12 protein-coding genes are annotated in these 20,107 nt (G+C 69.4%); 10 read left to right on the top strand and 2 right to left on the bottom strand.

Annotated elements, in window-relative coordinates:
* The first annotated feature begins 8 nt into the window (after window positions 1-8).
* The 3 genes from PO605_RS00760 to PO605_RS00750 all read left to right on the top strand — a co-directional run bounded on the left by PO605_RS00760 (window position 9) and on the right by PO605_RS00750 (window position 2,898).
* A complete protein-coding gene (locus tag PO605_RS00760; protein WP_047472897.1) occupies window positions 9-1,199 on the top strand; it encodes an ABC transporter substrate-binding protein in 1,191 nt (396 codons plus the stop codon).
* 63 nt (window positions 1,200-1,262) lie between these two features.
* Entirely contained in the window at window positions 1,263-2,315 is a 1,053-nt protein-coding gene (locus tag PO605_RS00755; RefSeq protein ID WP_016449809.1) for a GntR family transcriptional regulator, read from the top strand.
* 193 nt (window positions 2,316-2,508) lie between these two features.
* On the top strand, window positions 2,509-2,898 hold the full coding sequence (locus PO605_RS00750; protein WP_016449810.1) for a hypothetical protein: 390 nt from the start codon (window positions 2,509-2,511) through the stop codon (window positions 2,896-2,898).
* Between the two features lie 12 nt (window positions 2,899-2,910).
* On the opposite strand, the gene PO605_RS00745 is transcribed toward PO605_RS00750, so the two are convergent.
* Both PO605_RS00745 and PO605_RS00740 read right to left on the bottom strand, forming a co-directional pair.
* Window positions 2,911-4,419 (bottom strand): L,D-transpeptidase family protein, encoded by a 1,509-nt coding sequence (locus tag PO605_RS00745; RefSeq protein WP_016452650.1) that lies wholly within the window; start codon window positions 4,417-4,419, stop codon window positions 2,911-2,913.
* Entirely contained in the window at window positions 4,419-5,786 is a 1,368-nt protein-coding gene (locus tag PO605_RS00740; RefSeq protein ID WP_272205775.1) for a L,D-transpeptidase Cds6 family protein, read from the bottom strand. The genes PO605_RS00745 and PO605_RS00740 overlap by 1 nt, the downstream gene beginning before the upstream one ends.
* Window positions 5,787-6,266: 480 nt before the next feature.
* Between PO605_RS00740 and PO605_RS00735 the strand changes: the two genes are divergently transcribed.
* The 7 genes from PO605_RS00735 (at window position 6,267) to PO605_RS00705 (ending at window position 20,011) form a co-directional block, all read left to right on the top strand.
* A complete protein-coding gene (locus PO605_RS00735) occupies window positions 6,267-10,772 on the top strand; it encodes a hypothetical protein (protein WP_272205774.1) in 4,506 nt (1,501 codons plus the stop codon).
* Window positions 10,773-10,854: 82 nt separating this feature from the next.
* On the top strand, window positions 10,855-11,379 hold the full coding sequence (locus PO605_RS00730) for an OmpA family protein (protein WP_047467972.1): 525 nt from the start codon (window positions 10,855-10,857) through the stop codon (window positions 11,377-11,379).
* Between the two features lie 136 nt (window positions 11,380-11,515).
* Window positions 11,516-14,671 carry a Mur ligase gene (locus PO605_RS00725; RefSeq protein WP_272205773.1) on the top strand — a complete coding sequence of 1,052 codons (3,156 nt, stop codon included), beginning with the start codon at window positions 11,516-11,518 and terminating at the stop codon, window positions 14,669-14,671.
* A gap of 99 nt (window positions 14,672-14,770) precedes the next feature.
* Window positions 14,771-16,615: a peptidase domain-containing ABC transporter gene (locus PO605_RS00720; protein WP_047469076.1), complete on the top strand. Its 1,845-nt coding sequence runs from the start codon at window positions 14,771-14,773 to the stop codon at window positions 16,613-16,615.
* Entirely contained in the window at window positions 16,612-18,009 is a 1,398-nt protein-coding gene (locus tag PO605_RS00715) for an HlyD family type I secretion periplasmic adaptor subunit (RefSeq protein ID WP_016450682.1), read from the top strand. Before PO605_RS00720 ends, PO605_RS00715 begins: the two co-directional genes overlap by 4 nt.
* On the top strand, window positions 18,009-19,736 hold the full coding sequence (locus tag PO605_RS00710; protein WP_272205772.1) for a TolC family protein: 1,728 nt from the start codon (window positions 18,009-18,011) through the stop codon (window positions 19,734-19,736). Before PO605_RS00715 ends, PO605_RS00710 begins: the two co-directional genes overlap by 1 nt.
* 98 nt (window positions 19,737-19,834) lie before the next feature.
* Entirely contained in the window at window positions 19,835-20,011 is a 177-nt protein-coding gene (locus PO605_RS00705; protein ID WP_016450680.1) for a Flp family type IVb pilin, read from the top strand.
* Window positions 20,012-20,107: the final 96 nt, after the last annotated feature.

Here is a 20,107-nt window from a genome sequence, read left to right as displayed (position 1 = left end):
AACACCCCATGCGCAAGAACATGCCTGAACTGCGGGTACTGGGCACCTCGGTGACGCTGACCGAGGCCATGCGCCGCCGCGCCGAGCAGGACCTGGGTCTGCGCATCCGCTTCGAGGTGCTCGACGGCTTCGACGCGCAGCGCCAGGCCGTCATGCGCCAGGACAGCTTCGATCTCTACGACCAATGGTTCCACAGCCTGGACTGCCTGTGGCCGACAGGGGCGCTGCAACCCATAGACATCGGCAGGCTGGCGCATTGGGACGAGGTCAACGCCCTGCCCAAGACCGGGCGCATCACGCCGCAGGCGGCCCTGGGCGCGGGCTGCAACCCGGCCATGCGCCTGTACGTGCAGGCCGATGGCACCCTGGGCGAAACGCCCGCATCGCGCATCAGCATGCTGCCGCTGACGCACAACGCCGACAGCTTCGTCTACCTGCCCGCCGCCGTGCCGGAGCTGTTCGCGCAGACCGAGGAGAGCTGGTCGTGGCTGCTGTCTCCCGCCTGCCGTGGCCGTGCGGCCCTGCAGGCGGATGCGGCCATCGGCGCGCTGGATGCGGCCCTGGCCCTGCAGGCCGGCGGCGACATGCGTTTTGGCGACATCAGCAACCTGGGACTGGAGGAGATCGACCAGATGATGGCCCTGCTGCTGCAGCGGCAGGAATCGGAGCAGTTCCGGGGCTTCTGGGGCAACTACGCCGATGCGGCGCGGCTGATGATCGATGCCGGCGTCGCCATACAAAGCCACTGGTCGCCGGCCATCGCCCACTACCGCTCGGCGGGGCTGGACTACCGGCTGGCCTGCCCGCGCGAAGGCTACCGGGCCTGGTACGGCGGCCTGGGCATCTCCAGCCAGGCCAGGGGCGACACGCTGGATGCCGCCTACCGCTACCTGAACTGGTGGCAGTCCGGCTGGCCCGGTGCGGCGATGGCACGGCAGGGCTACTACATCTCCAACCCGCTGCGCAGCCGCGAGCACCTGCGCGCCAGCGAATGGGACTACTGGTACGCCGGCCTGCCTGCCGCCGAGGACCTGCGGGGCACCTACGGACAGATCTTGATCCCGCGCGGCAGCGTGCGCGACGGCGGCTCCTACGAGCAGCGCCTGGGCCACATCGCCGTCTGGAACACCGTCATGGACGAGCACAACTACCTGGTGCGCCAATGGGCCACGCTGCTGCGCCGCGCCCGCCCCTTATAGTCCTGCCGGATACCGGCCCCCTTTGCGTTGGCCGGTGCACAGGTACATGCAGATGAAGCAGGAATGACAAGAGCCACCCCAGCACCCACGCAGCTTGCCCGCGACGAGGAAGCAGGCCCCGGCGAATCCGGTGAATCCGGCGATCCCGGCGAACGCCGGCTGCGCTATGAACTGATACGCCAGCGCCTGCGCGGGGCCATCGTCGAGCAGCGGATCGAGCCCGGCCTGGTGCTGCTGGAGGGGCCGGTGGCCAAGGTCTTCGGCACCAGCCGCATACCCGTGCGCAAGGCCTTCGAGCTGCTGCATGCCGAAGGGCTGCTGTGCACCTTCGACGGACGCGGCTACCTGGTGGCCCGGCCCGGGCAGGCCGTGCAGCCCCAGCGCCTGCCGCTGGACGCGCGGGCCCTGGGCCTGGAGGAGGGCAACGCCACCATCCACATCCCCTCGGAAAGCGAGCGCATCCACGACGAGCTGGAGCAGACCATCTCCATCGCCATGATCTTCGGGCGCTTCCAGATCGACGAAAGCGCGGCCATGGAGCACTTCAACGTGAACCGCGTGGCCCTGCGCGAGGTGCTGAGCCGGCTCGTGGACCGGGGACTGGTGGACAAGAGCACCTATGCCTCCTGGCGCGTGGCGGCGTTGACGGCACGCGCGGTGAACCAGGACTTCGAGCTGCTGGCGCTGCTGGCGCCCGCGGCGCTGCGCGAAAGCGGCCCGCGCCTGGACAGGGACATGCTCGCAGACCTGCGCCGCCGCCTGCACGCCCCCGCCGCACCGCAAGCGCAGGAGCTTTTGCGGCTGGAGCAGCACCTGCACGGCGCCTTGCTGGCACGGCATCCCAACCACAAGCTGGTGGGCATGCTGCAGCAGTGCCAGATGCCGTGGCTGATCCACAGCACCTTTGACCGCATGTTCCCGCAGTCGCCCAACCCACCCCTGCTCGAGAACTGCCGCCAGGTCATCGACGCCCTGTGGGATGGTGAGTACGAGCGGGCCGCGCAGGCGCTGCAGGACTACCTGGCCCAGGCACGCAAGCGCGCCCAGCTGCAGCTCAAGGTCCTGTCCGTGCTGCCCGAGGCGCAGCTGCCGGCCTATCTGGTGCGGCAGTCGTGACCCCCTGAGGGACGGCATCGGGCCAGGCAGGGCCGAAGCGGACAAGACTGCGACCGGTGCGCCTGGTTGCATGTGCAACCACCGGTTTGCGCCGGGTTCACCGGGCGTTTACGCAAGCGCGGCATATTGGGCGGCCGACAGGGAACCGCAGGAACCCACAGGTACCGAAGGACCGCACCGAAAGACCGCACCGATGAATGCCCTGCGCATCAGCACCACCGTCTTCACCGAAGCCAGATTCTGGAGCCTGGTGGTTTTCTCGGTCGTTCTTCCCTGCGCCATCTACGCCGCCCTGCTGGCCAAGCGCAGCATCTCGCGCACCACGGTGCTGCTGTTCGGGCTGGCCCTGGTGGCCATGGCGGGGGTGGATGTCTACCTGCTGCAAAGCCTGGCCTCGGCGGCCAAGGCGACGCCTTCGCTGTCCGACAACACCCTCTTCGTCTCCGAGCTGTCCACGGCGCTGTACCTGCTGCCGGCCATGATTGGCGGCATCGGCGTGAACATGACCTCGCATGTGCTGATACAGCATCTGTTCGATGCGGAGCGCCGCTTCGACAGCAACCGCCACAACGAGAACACCTGAGCTGCGCCGGGCTCAGCCCATCACGTCCTCGGAGAAAAGCTGCCAGCGCCCGCCCGTCTTGCGCCAGTACTGGCGCAGCGGCAGGCCCTCGGCAAAGGACTTGCTGCTGGCGCGCAGGTTGACCACGCGGATCTCGCCCTTGGCGTCCTTCCAGGAATAGATGGACAGGTCCTGCAGCGTCACGCCGGGGCGGTTGAGGTAGGCGGCCAGCCGCTCCTGTGATGTGCGCGAGGCCGGCGACTGCAGCAGGTCGGGCGCGTAGAGGGCGGCCAGCTTGCGCGGGTCCGCACCGTTCCAGGCGCTCTTCCAGTCGTCGATGACGCGCACGAAGGCGTCTGCCGCCTTCTGCTGGGCCTGGGCCTTGGGGGCCACCCATTGCAGCTTTTCGCGGATCAGCACCGGCGTCTGCCGGTCCACGGTCTGCATGAGCAAGGTGAGATCGGGGTTGGCCAGCACCAGGCAGCCATCGCTGGCCTCGGGCGCCCGCGAGAACTGGTCGGGCGGCGAGCCATGCAGCCAGATGCCGCTGCCCGAGCGGCCCACGGCCTTGTCCCAGTCATTGGGAAAGTTCACCGTGAGCGCACCCTTGCCATAGAACTCCGGCAGACGGGGCCCGGGGATGTGGCGGCCCACGAAGTAGATGCCCAGCGGCGTGCGCTGGTCGCCTTCCTGCCATTTGTCGGTGCCCAGCTTGCCCACGGAGACATAGAAGTCCCCCAGCAGCCGCAGACCGCCTGCCTCATGGGCGAACAGGTACAGCCGCGACTTGCTGGCGTCGATGGCAATGGCATGCCGCACGGATGCGCCCAGCATCAAAAACTCGCCGGGAACGGAACCCGCAGGCGGCGCGCCGCTGTCCGCCTGCAGGCGGCGCTTGAGTTCGTTTTGCAGATCCTGCAGCTGGGCCTGCGCGGGACTGGCCGGACCCTCCAGCCGTGTGACGCTGCCCACGGACAGGTTGTGCCGCACCAGCACGCCCTGGCCCGGATGGCTGGGAGCGGCGGACGCAGCCACGGGCGTGCCCGCCAGCACCTCGCCGGCACGGCCGGTCTTGAAGCGCAGCAGGTCTGCATACACCAGCTGGGCTGCGCGGAAATTGGGGACTTCGGCGGTGAGATCGGCGGCCGCCTTCAGGGCGCCATCCAGATCCCGCTGCTCCACCTGGCGGATGATGGCCAGCAGGCGGGCCTCCGCCTGGCTTTGCGAGCCGGCCGCCGCCTTGGCCTGGCCTGCCGTGGCAGCAGCGCCGCCTGCCGTGGCCGCCACCGCAGCAGCGGCCACGGCCGTCTTGCCCGACGCCGAGCTCAGCCTGGCTGCGCCGGCCTTGCCGGTCTTGCTGGTCTTGCCCGTTGCGGGCTTGGCGGATGCCGTCTTGGAGGCCTTGGCCGGCTTGGCGTAGGCCGCCGTGCCGAACGACATCGTGGACAGAGCGGCCAGCAGCACAGCCACGCCGGCGGCCCGCGCATGCAGGCGCAGCAAGCCGGCGGATGACCGTGCCAGGGGGCGCGCTCTTTCAGGCATCAGGAACCGGTTCCTTCGTGGGTGATGCGCCATTGTCCCTTTTCGCGCTGCATGCGCAGGGTCTTGCGGGTCGTGGTCTTGAGCGCGCCCGATGCGTAGTACTGGCGGAACTGGGCCGTGGCCTTGTCGCCGTCCACCGTCACCTTGAGGTCGCGCACGGTGACGACGATGGTGGTGCGTCCGACAATGCGCTGGCGGCGCTGTTCCTTCCACTTGGCCAGGCTGCTGCCATCGGCCGGGGAGAAGTGGTCGCTGTAGGCGTCCAGGTAGCGGTCCATGTCCTGTCCGGCCCAGGCGGTGGACCAGGCCTTGACGGCGGCCTCCACTTCCTGCGCTGCGGCCGACTGGGCCGCCTTCTTCTCGTCGACGGCAGGCGCTGCCTTGGCGGGCTCGGCGGCGGCCACAGCGGCGGCGGCAGGGGCCGCAGCGGTGGTGGTCACGGCGGCGGCCTTGGCCGCAGCCTGCCTGGCTTCCTCGGCAGCGCGCGCCTTGTCCTGTGCGGCCTGGGCAGCCTTCTCCTGGGCCAGCCTGGTCTCGGCGGCCTTGGCTTCCGCTGCCTTGGCCTCCGCTGCCTTGGCCTGGGCCAGCTTGGCCTCCGCTGCCTTGGCCTCCGCTGCCTTGGCCTCTGCGGCCTTGGCCTCTGCGGCCTTGGCTTCTGCGGCCTTGGCCTGCGCTGCCTTGGCATCGGCCGCCTTCACTTCAGCGGCCTTGAATTCGGCGGCCTTGGCCTCTGCCGCCTTGGTCTCGGCGGCGCGGGCCTCGGCCAGCTTGGCGTCGGATTCGCGGGCCTTGGCATCGGCCGCCTTGGCATCGGCGACCTTGGTCGAGGCAGCTGCAGCCTGGACCGTCTTGCCCTGGGCACCACCTTGCTTTGGGAAGATCTGCGTGATCAGGGCCAGCTTGGGCTGGATGGCCTGGCGCGATCCGTCCAGCTGCAAGGCCTTGGCATAGGCATCGCTGGCCATGCGCGCATACAGGTCGCCCAGGTTCTCATGCGCCGTGGCGTAGCTGGGGTTGGTGCGAATGGCCTGCTCCAGCACTTCCGAGGCCTTGCGTTCCTGGCCTTCGGCGGCGTACAGCACGGCCAGGTTGTTGTAGGGCTCGGGCAGGCTGGGGTAGTCACGGGTCAACGCCGTGAAGATCTTGATGGCCTGGGCGTTCTGGCGCTGCTCCGCGGCGATCACGCCCTGCAGAAAGCGCATCTGCACATCGGCCGGGTTTTGCTTGAGATAGGCCTCGGCCTGCTTGGCGGCCTGGGGCGCCTTGCCCTGCTCCAGCAGCCGTGAGACCTCGTCCACCGCCTCCTGCGATGCATGGGCAAACGCCCCGCACAAAGCCGCCCCCAGACTGAAGGCGGCAATGGCCACGGGCCGGGCTATCCGCAAATAGGTACGACCCGGCACTCGCGACGGAACTCTGGACGAAATCAGCATATGGGCGCTCTCTACGCAATGAAAGTTGGAAGACGGGCCTGTTCGCTTTTGGGCTTACTGCATGCGCCGATACACGCCTGCAGCCAAAAGCCAGCGATTTTATAGGCGAAAGCCATCTTGCCCCGCTGCATGGGCCCGCGAGTCAAGGGCCATGAAACATGGCGCGGCACCGGCGCCCGAGTAACGGAGCAGACCCGGCAGCGTTACGTAACGTGTGCCGTAACAGACCCTTGATGAGACATTGTGATCAATAGATAAATCCATACAAATCAATATCTTAGGATGATTCCTAGGCCATCCGGACCTGCAGCGTGCACGTGGCATGCATGTTGCACAAAAGGGCTCGACAGATTTTTCACGGCTTCCAAGCCACCGTCTGACCTTGTCGTCTCAACCCTTGTCTGGAGAGAGTAAATGACCGCCCAATCGATGCAGCCCACCGGCAACACCACCGTCAGCCCCGTGCAGTTCGGTGACCCGCAGCCCTCCAGCGTTGTGCTTGCGCAGCTCAATACGTCGAACATGCAGCCCGGCGCAGCCGCAGCGGTCATGCCCCGGGGCACGCCTCCCGCCACGCTGTCCCAGGTCAGCCCGGGCGTGCAGATCGTGCGCAATGGGGAAACCCTGATGGCCCAGCCGGGCAGTGCCCTGCAGGTCGGCGACAAGATCATCGTGCCCGCCGATGGCAGCGCCAAGGCGCTGTTCCAGGGCAAGGACGGCCAGACCCTGGTCGGCACCTTCGAGGGCGGCACCCAGGCCACGCTGGCCCAGCGCGAGGGTGATGGCGCAGGCGCCATGGTGCTGGACCTGGCATCTGGCAACGTCCAGGTGGCGCCCGCCAGTGACGGTGACGCCGTGGGCCTGATCGTGACCAAGGAAAGCGCCGCAGCCGCAGCCGGCGGCTCCGTGCTCAGCGACTTCCTGCTGGCCGGCCTGATCGGCGCGGGCGGCGTGGGCCTGATCGCCGCAGCCAGCAACGACGACGACGACCCAGCCCCCCCGGTGCCGACCGATCCCACGAATCCGACCAACCCCACGGATCCCACGAATCCGACCAATCCCACGAACCCGACCAACCCGACCAATCCGACGGATCCCACCAACCCGACGAATCCTACGAATCCTACGAATCCTACGAATCCCACGGATCCGACGAACCCTACGAACCCTACGAACCCTACGAACCCTACGAACCCCACCAATCCTACGAACCCCACCAATCCGACCAATCCCACGGATCCCACGAACCCGACCAATCCTACGAACCCGACCAATCCGACCAACCCCACGGATCCCACGAACCCGACCAACCCTACGAACCCCACCAATCCGACCAACCCCACGGATCCCACGAACCCCACCAATCCTACGAACCCCACCAATCCGACCAACCCCACGGATCCCACGAACCCGACCAATCCTACGAACCCCACCAATCCGACCAACCCCACGGATCCCACGAACCCGACCAACCCCACCAATCCCACGGACCCGACGAACCCGACCAATCCCACGGACCCCACCAATCCGACGGATCCCACGGACGGCCACGGCCTGATCACCTCCGTGCAGGACGTGGTGGGTGCGCTGTCCGGTGGCACGGTCGCCGGCCCGGTGGGCAACCTGATCGATACGCTGGTCAATCCCGGCAGCGGCACGCTGTCCGGGGTGACAGGCCTGCTGGAGAGCCTGACCAGCACCAATGGCGGGCCGCTGGGCGTGCTCACCGAGCTGGTGGACGGCCTGGTCAACATCCAGAACCAGGGCCTGGAGCCCCTGATCAGCACGCTCAATGAGCTGCTCAAGGGCCTGGATGAAGCTGGCTCCGGCGGCTCCATCGGCACGGTAGTGGACAACGTGCTCGGCGGCCTGCTCGACGAAGACGGCGCGCTGGGCGGCCTGCTCGCCGGCGTGGGTGGCCTGCTGGGCGGCCTGGTGGGCGGCGGAACGGGCAACCCGCCCGGCACGCCTGACAGCGGGGTGGTCACGTCCGTGCAGGACGTCGTGGACGGCCTGCTGGGCGGCACGGTGGCAGCGCCTGTGGGCCAATTGCTGGATGCCCTGGCCAACCCCACGGACGGACTGCTGTCCACCGTGACCGGCGCGCTGGAGAACCTGACCAATGTCGAGGGCGGCCCCCTGGGCGTGCTGACCGAACTGGTCAACGGCCTCACCCAGGTGGACGGCGAAGGCCTGGCCCCGGTGATCGGCACGCTCAACGAGCTGATTGCCGGCCTGGGCAACGGCCTGGGCGAAGATGGGCTCGGCGGACTGGTCGGCAGCCTGCTGGGTGGATTGGTGCCCGGCGGCGGCACGGGTGGCGGCACGGGAGAAGGCCTGGTCACCACGGTCCAGGACGTGGTGGACGGCCTGCTCGGCGGCACCGTCGCAGCCCCTGTGGGCCAACTGCTGGACGCGCTGGCCAATCCCACCGATGGAACGGCCTCGGTCGTCACCGGCCTGCTGGAAGGCCTGACCAGCGTGGACGGCGGCCCCCTGGGCGTGCTGACCGAACTGGTCAACGGCCTGACCCAGGTGGACGGCCAGGCCCTGCAGCCGGTGATCGGCACCCTCAACGGCCTGATTGCCGGCGTGGGCAGCGGCCTGGGTGAAGGCGGCATCGGTGAACTGGTCGACGGCCTGCTGGGCGGCCTGATCCCGGGCGGCACGGGAGGCGGCAGCGGTGACGGCTTGGTCACCACGGTCCAGGACGTGGTGGACGGCCTGCTCGGCGGCACCGTCGCAGCCCCTGTGGGCCAACTGCTGGACGCGCTGGCCAATCCCACCGATGGAACGGCCTCGGTCGTCACCGGCCTGCTGGAAGGCCTGACCAGCGTGGACGGCGGCCCCCTGGGCGTGCTGACCGAGCTGGTCAACGGCCTGACCCAGGTCGATGGCCAGGCACTGCAGCCCGTGATCGGAACCCTCAACGGGCTGATTGCCGGCCTGGGCAGCGGCCTGGGTGAAGGCGGCATCGGCGAGCTGGTCAGCGGCCTGCTGGGCGGTGACAGTGGCCTGCTGGGTGGCGTCCTTGGCGACGACGGCCTGGTCGGCGGCCTGCTCGGCGGTGACGGCGGCCTGCTGGGTGGCGTGCTCGGCGAGGACGGCCTGGTCGGCGGACTGCTGGGCGGCCTGGTTCCGGGCGGCGGCACAGGCAGCGGCGACGGCCTTGTCACCACGGTGCAGAACACCGTTGGCGACCTGCTCGGTGGCACGGCCGGAGCGCCTGTGGGCCAGGTACTGGATGCGCTGATCGACCCCGGCACCGGCGCACTGTCCGTGGTCACGGGTCTGGTGGAAGGCGTGACCCAGGTCAACGGCGGTCCGCTGGGTGTGGTGACGGACCTGGCCAACGGTCTCACGCAGGTCCCGGGCCAGGCGCTGCAGCCGGTGATCGGCACCGTCAACGGCGTGCTGGCCGGCCTGACCGGCGGCGATGGCCTGCTGGGTGGTGTGGTCGGCGGTGACGGCGGCCTGCTGGGTGGCGTGCTCGGCGACGACGGCCTGGTCGGTGGTTTGCTGGGCGGTGACGGCGGCTTGCTGGGTGGCGTGCTTGGCGACGACGGCCTGGTCGGTGGCTTGCTCGGCGGTGACGGCGGCTTGCTGGGTGGCGTCCTTGGCGACGACGGCCTGGTCGGCGGTTTGCTGGGCGGTGACGGCGGCCTGCTGGGTGGCGTCCTTGGCGACGACGGCCTGGTCGGTGGCTTGCTCGGCGGTGACGGCGGCTTGCTGGGTGGCGTGCTCGGCGACGACGGCCTGGTCGGCGGCCTGCTGGGCGGTGACGGCGGCCTGCTGGGTGGCGTGCTCGGCGAGGACGGCCTGGTCGGCGGGCTGCTGGGCGGCCTGGTCCCGGGTGGCGGCACAGGCAGCGGCGAAGGTCTGGTCACCACGGTGCAGAACACCGTCGATGACCTGCTCGGCGGCACGGCCGGAGCGCCTGTGGGCCAGGTGCTGGATGCGGTGATCAACCCCGGCACCGGCGCCCTGTCCGTGGTCACGGGCCTGGTCGAAGGCGTGACCCAGGTGAACGGCGGCCCGCTGGGCGTGGTGACGGACCTGGCCAACGGCCTGACGCAGGTCCAGGGCCAGGCACTGCAGCCGGTGATCGGCACCGTCAACGGCGTGCTGGCCGGTCTGACGGGAGGCGACGGCCTACTGGGCGGCGTGGTTGGCGGCGTGGCTGGCGGCGTGGTCGGCGGCGACGGTGGCCTGCTGGGCGGCCTCACGGGCGACACCGGCCTGGTCGGCGGCCTGCTGGAGACCGTGGCCGGCGACAACGGCATCGTTGGCGGCCTGCTCGGCGGCGACGGTGGCCTGCTGGGCGGCCTCACGGGCGACACCGGCCTGGTCGGCGGCCTGCTCGACACCGTGGCCGGCGACAACGGCATCGTTGGCGGCCTGCTCGGCGGCGACGGTGGCCTGCTGGGCGGCCTCACGGGCGACACCGGCCTGGTCGGCGGCCTGCTCGACACCGTGGCCGGCGACAACGGCATCGTCGGCGGGCTGCTCGGCGGCGACGGTGGCCTGCTGGGTGGCCTCACGGGCGGCACCGGCCTGGTCGGCGGCCTGCTGGAGACCGTGGCCGGTGACAACGGCGTCGTCAGCGGCGTGCTGGACACGGTGGCCGGCGACAACGGCATCGTCAGCGGTGTGGTCAACACGGTGGCCGGCGACAACGGCATCGTCAGCGGACTGCTGGGTGGCGGCAGCAGTGGCGGCGGCCTGCTGGGCGGGCTGCTGGGGGGATCGTCCGGTGGCGGACTGCTCGGAGGCCTTCTGGGCGGCACTTCGCAAGCGGCAACGGCCTCTGCGGCCGAGCTGGATCCGATTGCCACCTCCATCAGCAGCCATGCCAGCAGCACGGCCGATGCAGCAGCCAGCGTGTTGACGCAGCAGTTGCACCACAACGCCCTGCTGTGAGCTGCAGCGGCGCCTGCGGGCGCCGCATTCCTTCCCTGCGCCGCCGCCTCGCGGTGGCGGCGCACGTCCCAGGAGATTTTCCATGTCACACACTTTCAGGCTGTGCACCATCGTGCTGCTGGCCGCAGGCCTGGCCGCCTGCGGTTCCACCGCCACCACCAGCACGCAGCGTTCCGAACACCACTACGCCTTCGGCAAGGCCCCGGCGCCTGCGCCGGCCAGCTCCGGCGTCGCACCCGTGGTGGCCACGAGCCAGGCCGACCAGCGCGGTCCCGCCAATGTCGCCCACATCGTCTACTTCGACTTTGACGCCTACACCATCCGCAGCAGCGACCGGGCCATCGTGGAAAGCCATGCGCAGTGGCTGCGCAGCAATCCCGGCCGCTCGGTGATGCTGCGCGGCCATACGGACAGGCGCGGCGGCATCGAATACAACCTGGCGCTCGGCCAAAAACGTGCCGACGCGGTGCGCAACAGCCTGCAGCTGCTGGGAGTGAATCCGGCCCGCGTGGAGTCCGTCAGCTACGGCAAGGAGCGGCTGGCCGACGAAGGCACGAGCGAAGACGCCCACCAGCGCAACCGGCGCGTGGAATTCGACTACCGCTGAGCCGCCGCGCTCCGCACTCGCCTGCCGCCGGGCCGCCATGAAAGAACAGATCCGTACGCGGTCAGCGCACCGCAGCCCGGCGTCCCGTCCCCACGGGAAGCGCAGCCTCCCACTGACCTTGACCGAGGCCGAGAGCATGTTGTCGCAGCAATTGGCAAATGGCCTGGAGTACCTGGCACGGCACATGGTGTTGCTGCCCGAGCCCTACCCCGGCTGCATTCTTTTCTTCACGGTGGCGGCCGAGAACAAGGCCGCCTCCGTCTTCCATGTACGCGCCACCACGCTGGAGGCCGCCTGGCGCGAGGGAGCGACCCGCGTGCGCCAGTGGGCCTGGGCCCGCAAGCGCGATGAGGTCGATCTGCGCATCGACTGGGTCCAGGACATCACACCCCTGGAGGCGGACAGTCCCCTGCCCGATTGCCGTGCCTGGACCGAGATGCCCCTGCGCTCCCTTGCCCTGGCCGATGCCAGCCTGGAGCGCGCGCAGTTGCTGCACCCCTTGCTGCCCGATCCGCCCCAGGGTGGGGCTGCCGGCGCACCCGACGATGAGCCCCCCCTCCCACGCCCCCTGCATCCCCCCTGCCTGCTGCTGCACCTGCGCGGCATGTACATCAGCGGTGAGCATCCCGCCTTGGCCGTGCCGCGAACCGACCCGCCGCAGCAGCGCCTGTGGCCACACCTCGTGCCGGTGCACGCCGCGGTCCAGCAGTTGCTGGCGCAACAGGGCAAGGAAGGGAGCTGGCCCGGTTGCGAAGACGTGTGCGACCACCTGGGCGTGACCTACGCCCTGCTGCAGGCCCAGCGCCATGCGGGCAGCGCCGCACTGGCGCAGGCCATTGCGCTGGCCATGGGCCATGTGGAGCAGCGGCTGCAGCCGCTGCCCGGCGACTGCCTGTCCGGCGCGCTGGCCATGCTGGTGCTGGCCCGCCACCTGCGCAACAGTTTTGTGCTGGGGCCGGGGGCCGACAGCCAGGCCCGCGCCCGCATTCCGGCGCTGATGGACCCGCTGGCGGAAAGCCTGCTGTCCACCGCGGCCGCGTCGGCCAGCGCCACCAAGGCCGAGGCTGCGGCCCACGCCGATGCATCCCGCAGCGGCCAGCCCCTGCTGAGCTGGGCCGAACTGGCCATGCATGCCTATGCCAGCTCCCGCCCGCCCACCAGCGACAGCCCCACGCTGCGTGCGGCGCGCAGCGCCCTGCCCGAGACGGCCGTCCTGCCCGCCGCCTTCCTGCAGGCCGCGCTGCCGCCGCTGCTGCGCATGCCCGGCAGCCCCGATGACCGCCCTGGCGGGCAGGCCGACGACCCCTGCGCTCGCTGGATAGGCATTGCACTGGTCGAAAGCCTGCAGCTCGACGCTGGCCTGGAGCCACAGCCCACGGACCTGCTGCGCCAGTGGCAGATCGGCCTGCAGCGCCATCTGCAGGCCCTGGCCCAGCGCGCCATCTGGCCGGAACAGGCGCTGTACCTGCCGCCCGCCCGGCGCCGCCATGCCGCCTTTGCCGACGCCAGCCTGCGCCAGGTGCTGCAGTCCCCGCGCGAAATCGCCTGGCTGCTGGCATCCAGCCTGGCCGGCCTGGAGCTGCTGGACGCGCTGGCCCAGGCACTGCGCTCGGCTGCCAGCCACGCCGTGGCCGAAACCGAACCGGAGCACGAAACCGAAGGCGAAGGCGAGGCCGTGCCTGCGCAGGCCGGCAATGGCCCGGATGCGGACGGCAGCCCTGCCAGGGCCTGCTTGCCGGGGGCGCGCGACGGCGAGGCCGCGGGCCGGCCGGCTTTCTCGCCCGCGGCCGGGACCCTGTACCCGTCCATGTCCTGGGAAGGCCCTGCACTGGCCGAGCTGATGAACGGACGCTGGCTGGATGCCCCGTCAGCGCAAGGCAGAGGTACCGGCACCTGCTGCGCGGGGCTGGACGCCAGCCGCCTGCACCATCAGCCCGGCGCCGCCGTGCTGGTGCGGCGTGCCGGCATGGCCCTGGGCGTGCAGGCCGCCGCGCTGCCCACGCTGCGGGCCTCGGCCCTGATCAGCAGCAGCCCGCAGGGCCTGCTGCACCATGGCGTGCCCGTGCTGCATGTGCCCGACATACAGGAAGGATTGCGCAGCCTGGCGCAGGCCGCCCGGCGCCGCATCCAGGCGCCCGTGATCGCGGTCAGCGGCTGCGTGGGCAAGACATCCACCCTGGGCATGCTGCGCCAATGCCTGCAGGACGGCGGCGATGCACGGGGCGACGCCCTGCTGTCCCAGGGCACGGCGCTGCAGATGATCAACTGGAGCGAGGCAGCGCCCTGCGCCCTGCTGGAGCTGCCATTGCAGGCACTGCGTGGAGATCTGCCGCTGATTGATCCGGACATTCTGGTTATTACTAATCTTTCAATTAATGACATCCCCAGTACTGGTGATTCCGAGCAGTCCGGACCGGCCGGTCTGTCCGCCTGCCGCAAATACGAGGCGCTGCAGGAAGTCGTGGAAGCCATGCAGCATATGCACAAAGGCAGTGCATTGGTGATCGAACAAGACATAGGTGAAAACCCGTGCATTATTGAGAATGCCCAACGCATGGGAATGCGTCTCATCACCTTCGGTCCGCATTCCAATGCGCAGGTCCGTGAAATGGGGTTTCACAATGGAAATCTGCAAATAAGCATAGACAACCGGCGCCTCGGGATTTCCCTGCAATCGGATGGCCACCACATGGCCCGCAATGCTCAGGCCGCGCTGGCCGCCATGCATGCGCTGGGCTATGCGCCTGCACAGGTCCAGGCCTCGCTCGCGCACTGGCGGCCGCTGATCGGCGCCGGCCAGCCGCAGCTGCTGCCCAGTGGAATCTGCCTGCTGGACCACAGCCTGAGCAACCACTTACTGTCCATGCATGCTGCTTTTTCCCAGCTGCAGGAGCACGCCCCCCATGTCAGCCGCAGGCTGATCGTGCTGGCCGGCATACAGCCGGGCCAGGTCAGCATGGACACTGCACAGCTGGCGCTGGAGCCGCTGGTGCGCGCGGCCCAGGCCCGGCGCGTGCTGCTGTACGGCGAGCCGCTGCGGCAGCTGGCGGCGGCGCTGGCAGATCTTCTGCACGTCAATTGGTATGACGATCTCAATCAATTGATCTGTTCACTTCTTCGCACAACCCATAAAGGCGACACGGTTTTGTTGGCAGGCCGCGCCACTACCAATCTGGCCCTGGCCGCAGATGCCATACGAGACAGTTTCAGTGGACACGGGGCCCACCTAATAGCGTCCAGCCCCGCCATCCGCTTTGATCCACATCAAAATCAAATGAACATGCATTATTGATTGAATAAAACTTATAGAGGACTGTATATAACTCGCTACAGTATTTGGGAAACGAGCGCCTTTACATTTTGTAAAGACGTTTACTAAGCCCATCAGAACATGATCCGATACCTTCTTCCCCGCCAGTTGGCCAAGGCCACGGCGATGCCGTCGGGAACGGAGACGGTGGGGGCTTTTGCAACTGCCATCGCCGAGTCCTTCGACCGGGCCGCTCACCAGCTGCGCCGTGCCGCGTGGCTGTCCCTGCCCATCAGTGTGCTGGGCCTGTTGCCATCCATCTTCCTGCTGCAGGTCTACAACCGCGTCATTGCACGCGGCGGCACGGCCACGCTCACGGCCATGGTGGCCGGCGTGCTGTGCTTCCTGGGCCTGGAATGGTGGCTGCGCCGCCGGCGCGCCCGCGCCCTGCGCGAAGCCGGCGCCATGATCGACCGCGATGTCTCCCAGGCGCTGATGCATTCCATGCTGCGCCACCCGCTGGCCGCGCTGGAGCAGCGCTCTTCCAGCCAGTGGCTGCAGCTGTTCCGCGACGTGAGCGCCATGCGCTCGGGCATGTCCGGGGGCCTGGCGACCTCGCTGCTGGACCTGCCCATGGCCCTGCTGGCCCTGGTGGTCATCGGCATCATTGCCTGGCCCGTGCTGCCGGTGATCCTGGTGGCCATGCTCATCATGGGCGTGCTGGCCTGGTGGTGGGCCGACGAGGTGCGCAGCGGCCGCGTGGAGGAAATCGCCCAGGCCCGCATGCTGGACCGGGGCACGGCCGAAGTCTGCAACGCCCGCGCCACGCTGAAGGTGCTGGGCTACGACGCCGCCGCGCGCCAGAACTGGCAAAACGGCTATGACCGCTGGCTGGCCGAGAGCTTCGGCAAGAACGGCGAGATGGAAAACGCGCGCGAAGCCAGCACCGTGCTGCTGACGCTGTTCTCCATCGCGGTGATCACCGTGGGTGCCATTGCCATCAATGCGCAGTGGATGAGCATCGGCAGCCTGATGGCCGTGAACCTGCTGTCGGGCAAGGCGCTGGGCCCCATCTCGCAACTGGCCAGCAACTGGCGCTCGCTGGCCCAGGCCAACGAGGCCGCACGCCGCCTGCAGTCCGTGCTGGAGGAGCCCGTCGAAATCACGGCCGAGACCGTGGACCTGCCGCGTCCCCAGGGCCGGCTGCGCCTGGACCAGGCCAGCTTCCATTACCCGGGCGGCCATGTGGCGCTGGAGCAGGCCTCGCTGGAGATCGGCCCCGGCGGGCTGCACGCCATCGTGGGGCGCAACGGCGCCGGCAAGTCCACCCTGGCCAAGCTGCTGGCAGGGCTCTACCAACCCACGCAGGGCCGCATCTTCATCGATGAATACGACATGGCCCAGTTCCCGCGCGCCGAGCTGGGCCGCTGGATAGGCTGCCTGGCCCAGCAGGTGTACTGGTTCAGCGGCCCCATCGTGGACGGGCTGCGCATGGTCAATCCCGATGCCGACGACCACAAGATCGTCACCGCCTGCCAGATCTCGGGCGCGCATGGCTTCATCAGCCGCCTGCCCCAGGGCTACCAGACGGTGCTGGGCGAAGGCGGCGCGGGCCTGTCGGCGGGCGAGCTGCGCAAGCTGGCCCTGGCCCAGCTGTTCCTGCGCAACCCCTCCGTGCTGATCCTGGACGAGCCCAGCAACGACCTGGATTTCGAGAGCGAAACCGCCCTGCTGCAGACACTGCGGCAGATTGCGCTCAAGCACACGGTCATCGTCGTCACGCACTCGCTGCGCGTGGCCTCCATGGCCCAGCACCTCTACCATGTGCGCGGCGATGGCGGCATCGACCATGGCTCGCCCCAGCAACTGCTGCCCCAGCTGTTCGGCACGGCACGCGAGGCCGCCGTGCCCGCAGCGGCCCCCGCACCCGCAGACAAGGCCCCGCATCCCGACCAGCCCGCCGTCGCGCCGGAGCTTGCCTCATGAGAGCCGGCCGCTACGACGATCTGCCCCTGGTGCTGCGCCAGTCGCACCAGCCATCCCGCCCGCTCGAGGCCGGGCCGGCCGGGGCCGGCGCGGATGCATCCGGCGCAACGCCACCCGCAACGCCCCCCGTATCGCGCTGGGCAGGCCTGGCGCGCGGCAAGTGGCTGCTCGCCATCCCGGTCACCGCGCTGGTGATCACCGGCCTGTTCTATCCCGTGGAGAACGTGGTGGTGGCCAGCGGCCAGGTCATCCCCTCCGACCGCGTGCAGACCGTGCAGCATCTGGAAGGCGGCATCGTCACCGCCGTCCATGTGCGCGAAGGCCAGGCCGTGACCCAGGGCCAGCCCCTGCTGGAGATCGACCTGGGCGGCAACAGCCTCAACCTCGAACAGCTCACGGCGCGCATGGCCACGGCCCAGGCGGTCAAGGTACGGCTGGGCGCGGAAAGCCAGGGCAGGCCGCTGCAGCGCACCAGTTTCCCGGCCGACCTGGACCCGCAGGTGGTCCAGGCCGAGCTGGGCGCCTTCTCGGCCCGCGCGCTGGAACACCAGGGCAGCATTGCCGCGGCCCAGGCCCAGCTGCAGCAGGCGCGCGGCGACGTGGCCCAGGTCCAGGCCCGCATTGAGGGGCTGGAGACCAATCTGCGCCTGCACCAGCAGGAAGCCTCCATTGCCGGGCAGCTCGCCGCCGAGCAGCTGATCGGCCAGCTGGAAGTGCTGGACAAGCAGCGGGCGCTGGAGCAGGTCCGCGCCGAGCTGGCGGCATCGCGCCAGACGCTGTTCAGCAACCGCGCCAAGATCGAGCAGGCCCAGGCCAAGCTGCAGGAGACCCAGGGCGCCTTCCGCCGCCGCGCCTCCGACGAACTGGCCCAGACCGAACGCGAGCTGGCCAGCCTCAACGAAGACCTGGTGCGCGCCCGGACCCAGCGCACGCGCACCGCCGTGCTGGCGCCCACCAGCGGCTTCGTCAAGGGACTGCGCAGCTCGGGTGCAGGCTGGGTGGTCAAGCCCGGCGAGCCCATCCTCGAAGTCGTGCCCGACAAGGACGAGGTCATCGTCGAAGCACGCCTGAGCCCCGCCGACCGTGGCTACGTGCGCACCGGCCAGCCCACCCGGGTGAAGATCTCGGCCTACGATTTCCTGCGCTACGGCTCGGTGCCCGGCCAGGTCACCCTGGTGGCTGCCGATGCCGACCGCGACCCCAACCTGGCCGACTCGCCCTCGTACTTCCGCATCCAGGCCAGCCTGGAGCAGCCCTGGGTGGGCCGCACCGACAACCGCATCACCACCGGCATGCAGGCCGAGCTCGACCTGCTGCTGGGCCACGAACCCTTTATCTGGTACTTGCTGCGGCCCGTGCTGCGCATCCAGAGCGAAGCCTTCCGGGAGCCCTGATGCAAGGCCGCCCGTCCACTCCCACCACAGGCTGGCACGCCCGGCTGCGCCAGCTGCTGGCCGCTGCCTGCTGCGTATCGGCCCTGCAGGCGCTGCAGGCTGAGGCCGCGCCCATGGCGGCCGAGGAACCGGACCTGGCCACCACGGCTGCGGCGGTCACGGCGGACTCCGCTCACGCTCACGCACCTTCACCCGAACCCGCATCCGTCCCGGTACCCGACGCCGTGGTCCTGCGCCTGGCCCAGCAGCTCACGCCCGGCACCCTGGCCAGCGACAGCGGGCAGCGCCGCCTGCTCGATGCCCTCTACGCCCTGCTCGACGAATACCCCGACGTGCGCAAGGCGCGCGCCGCGCTGGAATCGGCCGGGCATGACGTGAACACCGCGCGCGGCGCGCGCTGGCCCACCTTCAAGGTGGGCACCAACACGGGCGATGCCAAGCTCCGCCGGGGCCGCGAGTCGTACACCGCCGTCAATGCCGAAGTGCGCATGGCCCTGCTCGATGGCGGAGCCATCGGCGCGGGCATCCGCTCGGCCGAATCGCAGGAAGCGGCCCAGGGCAGCGTGCTCTACGGCACGCGCCAGAACGTGCTGCTGGAGGCACTGACCGCCCTGCTGGAGCTGCACCGCTTCGAGGACAAGGCGCGCGTGGCGGCCGAGTCGGCACGCATCATCGGCCAGCTCGCGCGCATCGAGGAGCGCCGCGCCGAACTGGGCGCCGTGGGCCGCAACGACCTGCGCCAGGCCGCCTCGCGCCAGGCCGGCGCCCTGGCCCAGCAGCATGCGCTGGAGTCGCAGCGCATGGATGCGCTGGCCCGCTTCACGCGCTACTTCGGCTTCACGCCCCAGGCCGGCTGGCTGCCCCAGCTCAATGTGCCCGAGCAATGGATGCCGGCCAGCGAAGACTCGGCCCTGCAGGCGTCCGAAGCCGTCAGCCCCGAGCTGCAGGAAATGCAGCAGCAGATCGAGAAGGCCCGCGCCGAAGTCGACCGCAGCAAATCCCAGCGCTTTCCCACCCTGGCCGCCGTGGTGGCCCACACGCGCGACCCCAGCGGCGTGCTCTATGCCGAGGGCACGCGCTACGGCGTGGAGCTGAGCTGGAACTTCGGCAACGGCTTCGAGCTGCGCGACCGCATCCTCAAGGCCATCAACGAGCTGCAGGCCCAGGAAGCGCAACAGGAAACCGTGCGCCGCCAGGTGCGCGAGACCGCCTCCGCCGCCTGGGGCCGCACCCAGTCCGGCCGCCAGCGCGAAAGCCAGCTGGCCGACGCCGTGCGCGAGGCGCGCGCCGCCTTCGAGGGCCGCCGGCGCCTGCTCGAAGTCGGCCGCGGCAGCCTGGCCCAGGTGCTGGACGCCCAGCTGGACATGCAGCGCCTGCTGCTGGACGAGGCCGACGCCATCTACGACCAGCGCATCAACGAACTGCGCCTGGCGCGCACCACCGGCCGCCTGCTGCCGCAGGACCCGCCCGACCAATGGCTGAACGCGCTGTTCAGCACGCAAAAACCCATTCCAGCAGGTGGCGGCACGCCGGACCCCTCGCCCGGCACGGTGCCCGGCATGACTCCCGGCCAGGCTCCCTCGCGCACCCGCCCCGAACCCATGGACGCTGCCGTGGCCACCCTGTCCGCCAGCGCCATGCCCCAACGAATCCAGCTGCGCCTTGAGCAGCAGTTGCGCCCCATTTCAGACGCTTTTCAAACCACCGCCGCGCGACAGCAGTGGTGAAGTGGGAAGCAGGGGTTCCCGTGCAGCGGCCGGCTTGGGCCCATCGCCAGCCGCTGCCATCGACAACGATGGGCTTTTGCAACCGAAAGGACGATGCCATGACCGACATCATCAAGAACTTCTGGAAAGACGAGGAAGGCGCCACCGCCATCGAGTACGGCTTGATCGCCGGCCTCATCGCCGTGGGGATCGTGGTGGGCGCCACTGCGCTGGGCACCAATCTGAACGGCCTGTTCACACGGATCGCCACCAAGCTCACCGGCTTCACGCCCTGAGCGCCGGCTCCGGCGCGATCCGAGTGGACCCGCAAGGGGTCGGCCCGATGCGCGATCGCCATGCCGGCCACCGGCCCCGAGGCAACTTGCAAACCG

The organism is Delftia sp. DT-2 (assembly GCF_028401915.1).
GTDB classification, from domain to species: domain Bacteria; phylum Pseudomonadota; class Gammaproteobacteria; order Burkholderiales; family Burkholderiaceae_C; genus Comamonas; species Comamonas tsuruhatensis.
The sequence above is the reverse complement of the archived record's forward strand: the minus strand, read 5'-3'. Positions and strand labels throughout refer to the sequence as shown.

Bases quoted from the DNA above. Each gene is read 5' to 3' on its own strand.
- PO605_RS00750 (WP_016449810.1), top strand. From the start codon at position 2,509: ATGAATGCCCTGCGCATCAGCACCACCGTCTTCACCGAAGCCAGATTC.
- PO605_RS00745 (WP_016452650.1), bottom strand. From the start codon at position 4,419: ATGCCTGAAAGAGCGCGCCCCCTGGCACGGTCATCCGCCGGCTTGCTG.
- PO605_RS00710 (WP_272205772.1), top strand. From the start codon at position 18,009: ATGCAAGGCCGCCCGTCCACTCCCACCACAGGCTGGCACGCCCGGCTG.
- PO605_RS00760 (WP_047472897.1), top strand. From the start codon at position 9: ATGCGCAAGAACATGCCTGAACTGCGGGTACTGGGCACCTCGGTGACG.
- PO605_RS00705 (WP_016450680.1), top strand. From the start codon at position 19,835: ATGACCGACATCATCAAGAACTTCTGGAAAGACGAGGAAGGCGCCACC.
- PO605_RS00735 (WP_272205774.1), top strand. From the start codon at position 6,267: ATGACCGCCCAATCGATGCAGCCCACCGGCAACACCACCGTCAGCCCC.
- PO605_RS00725 (WP_272205773.1), top strand. From the start codon at position 11,516: ATGTTGTCGCAGCAATTGGCAAATGGCCTGGAGTACCTGGCACGGCAC.
- PO605_RS00720 (WP_047469076.1), top strand. From the start codon at position 14,771: ATGATCCGATACCTTCTTCCCCGCCAGTTGGCCAAGGCCACGGCGATG.
- PO605_RS00755 (WP_016449809.1), top strand. From the start codon at position 1,263: ATGACAAGAGCCACCCCAGCACCCACGCAGCTTGCCCGCGACGAGGAA.
- PO605_RS00715 (WP_016450682.1), top strand. From the start codon at position 16,612: ATGAGAGCCGGCCGCTACGACGATCTGCCCCTGGTGCTGCGCCAGTCG.
- PO605_RS00730 (WP_047467972.1), top strand. From the start codon at position 10,855: ATGTCACACACTTTCAGGCTGTGCACCATCGTGCTGCTGGCCGCAGGC.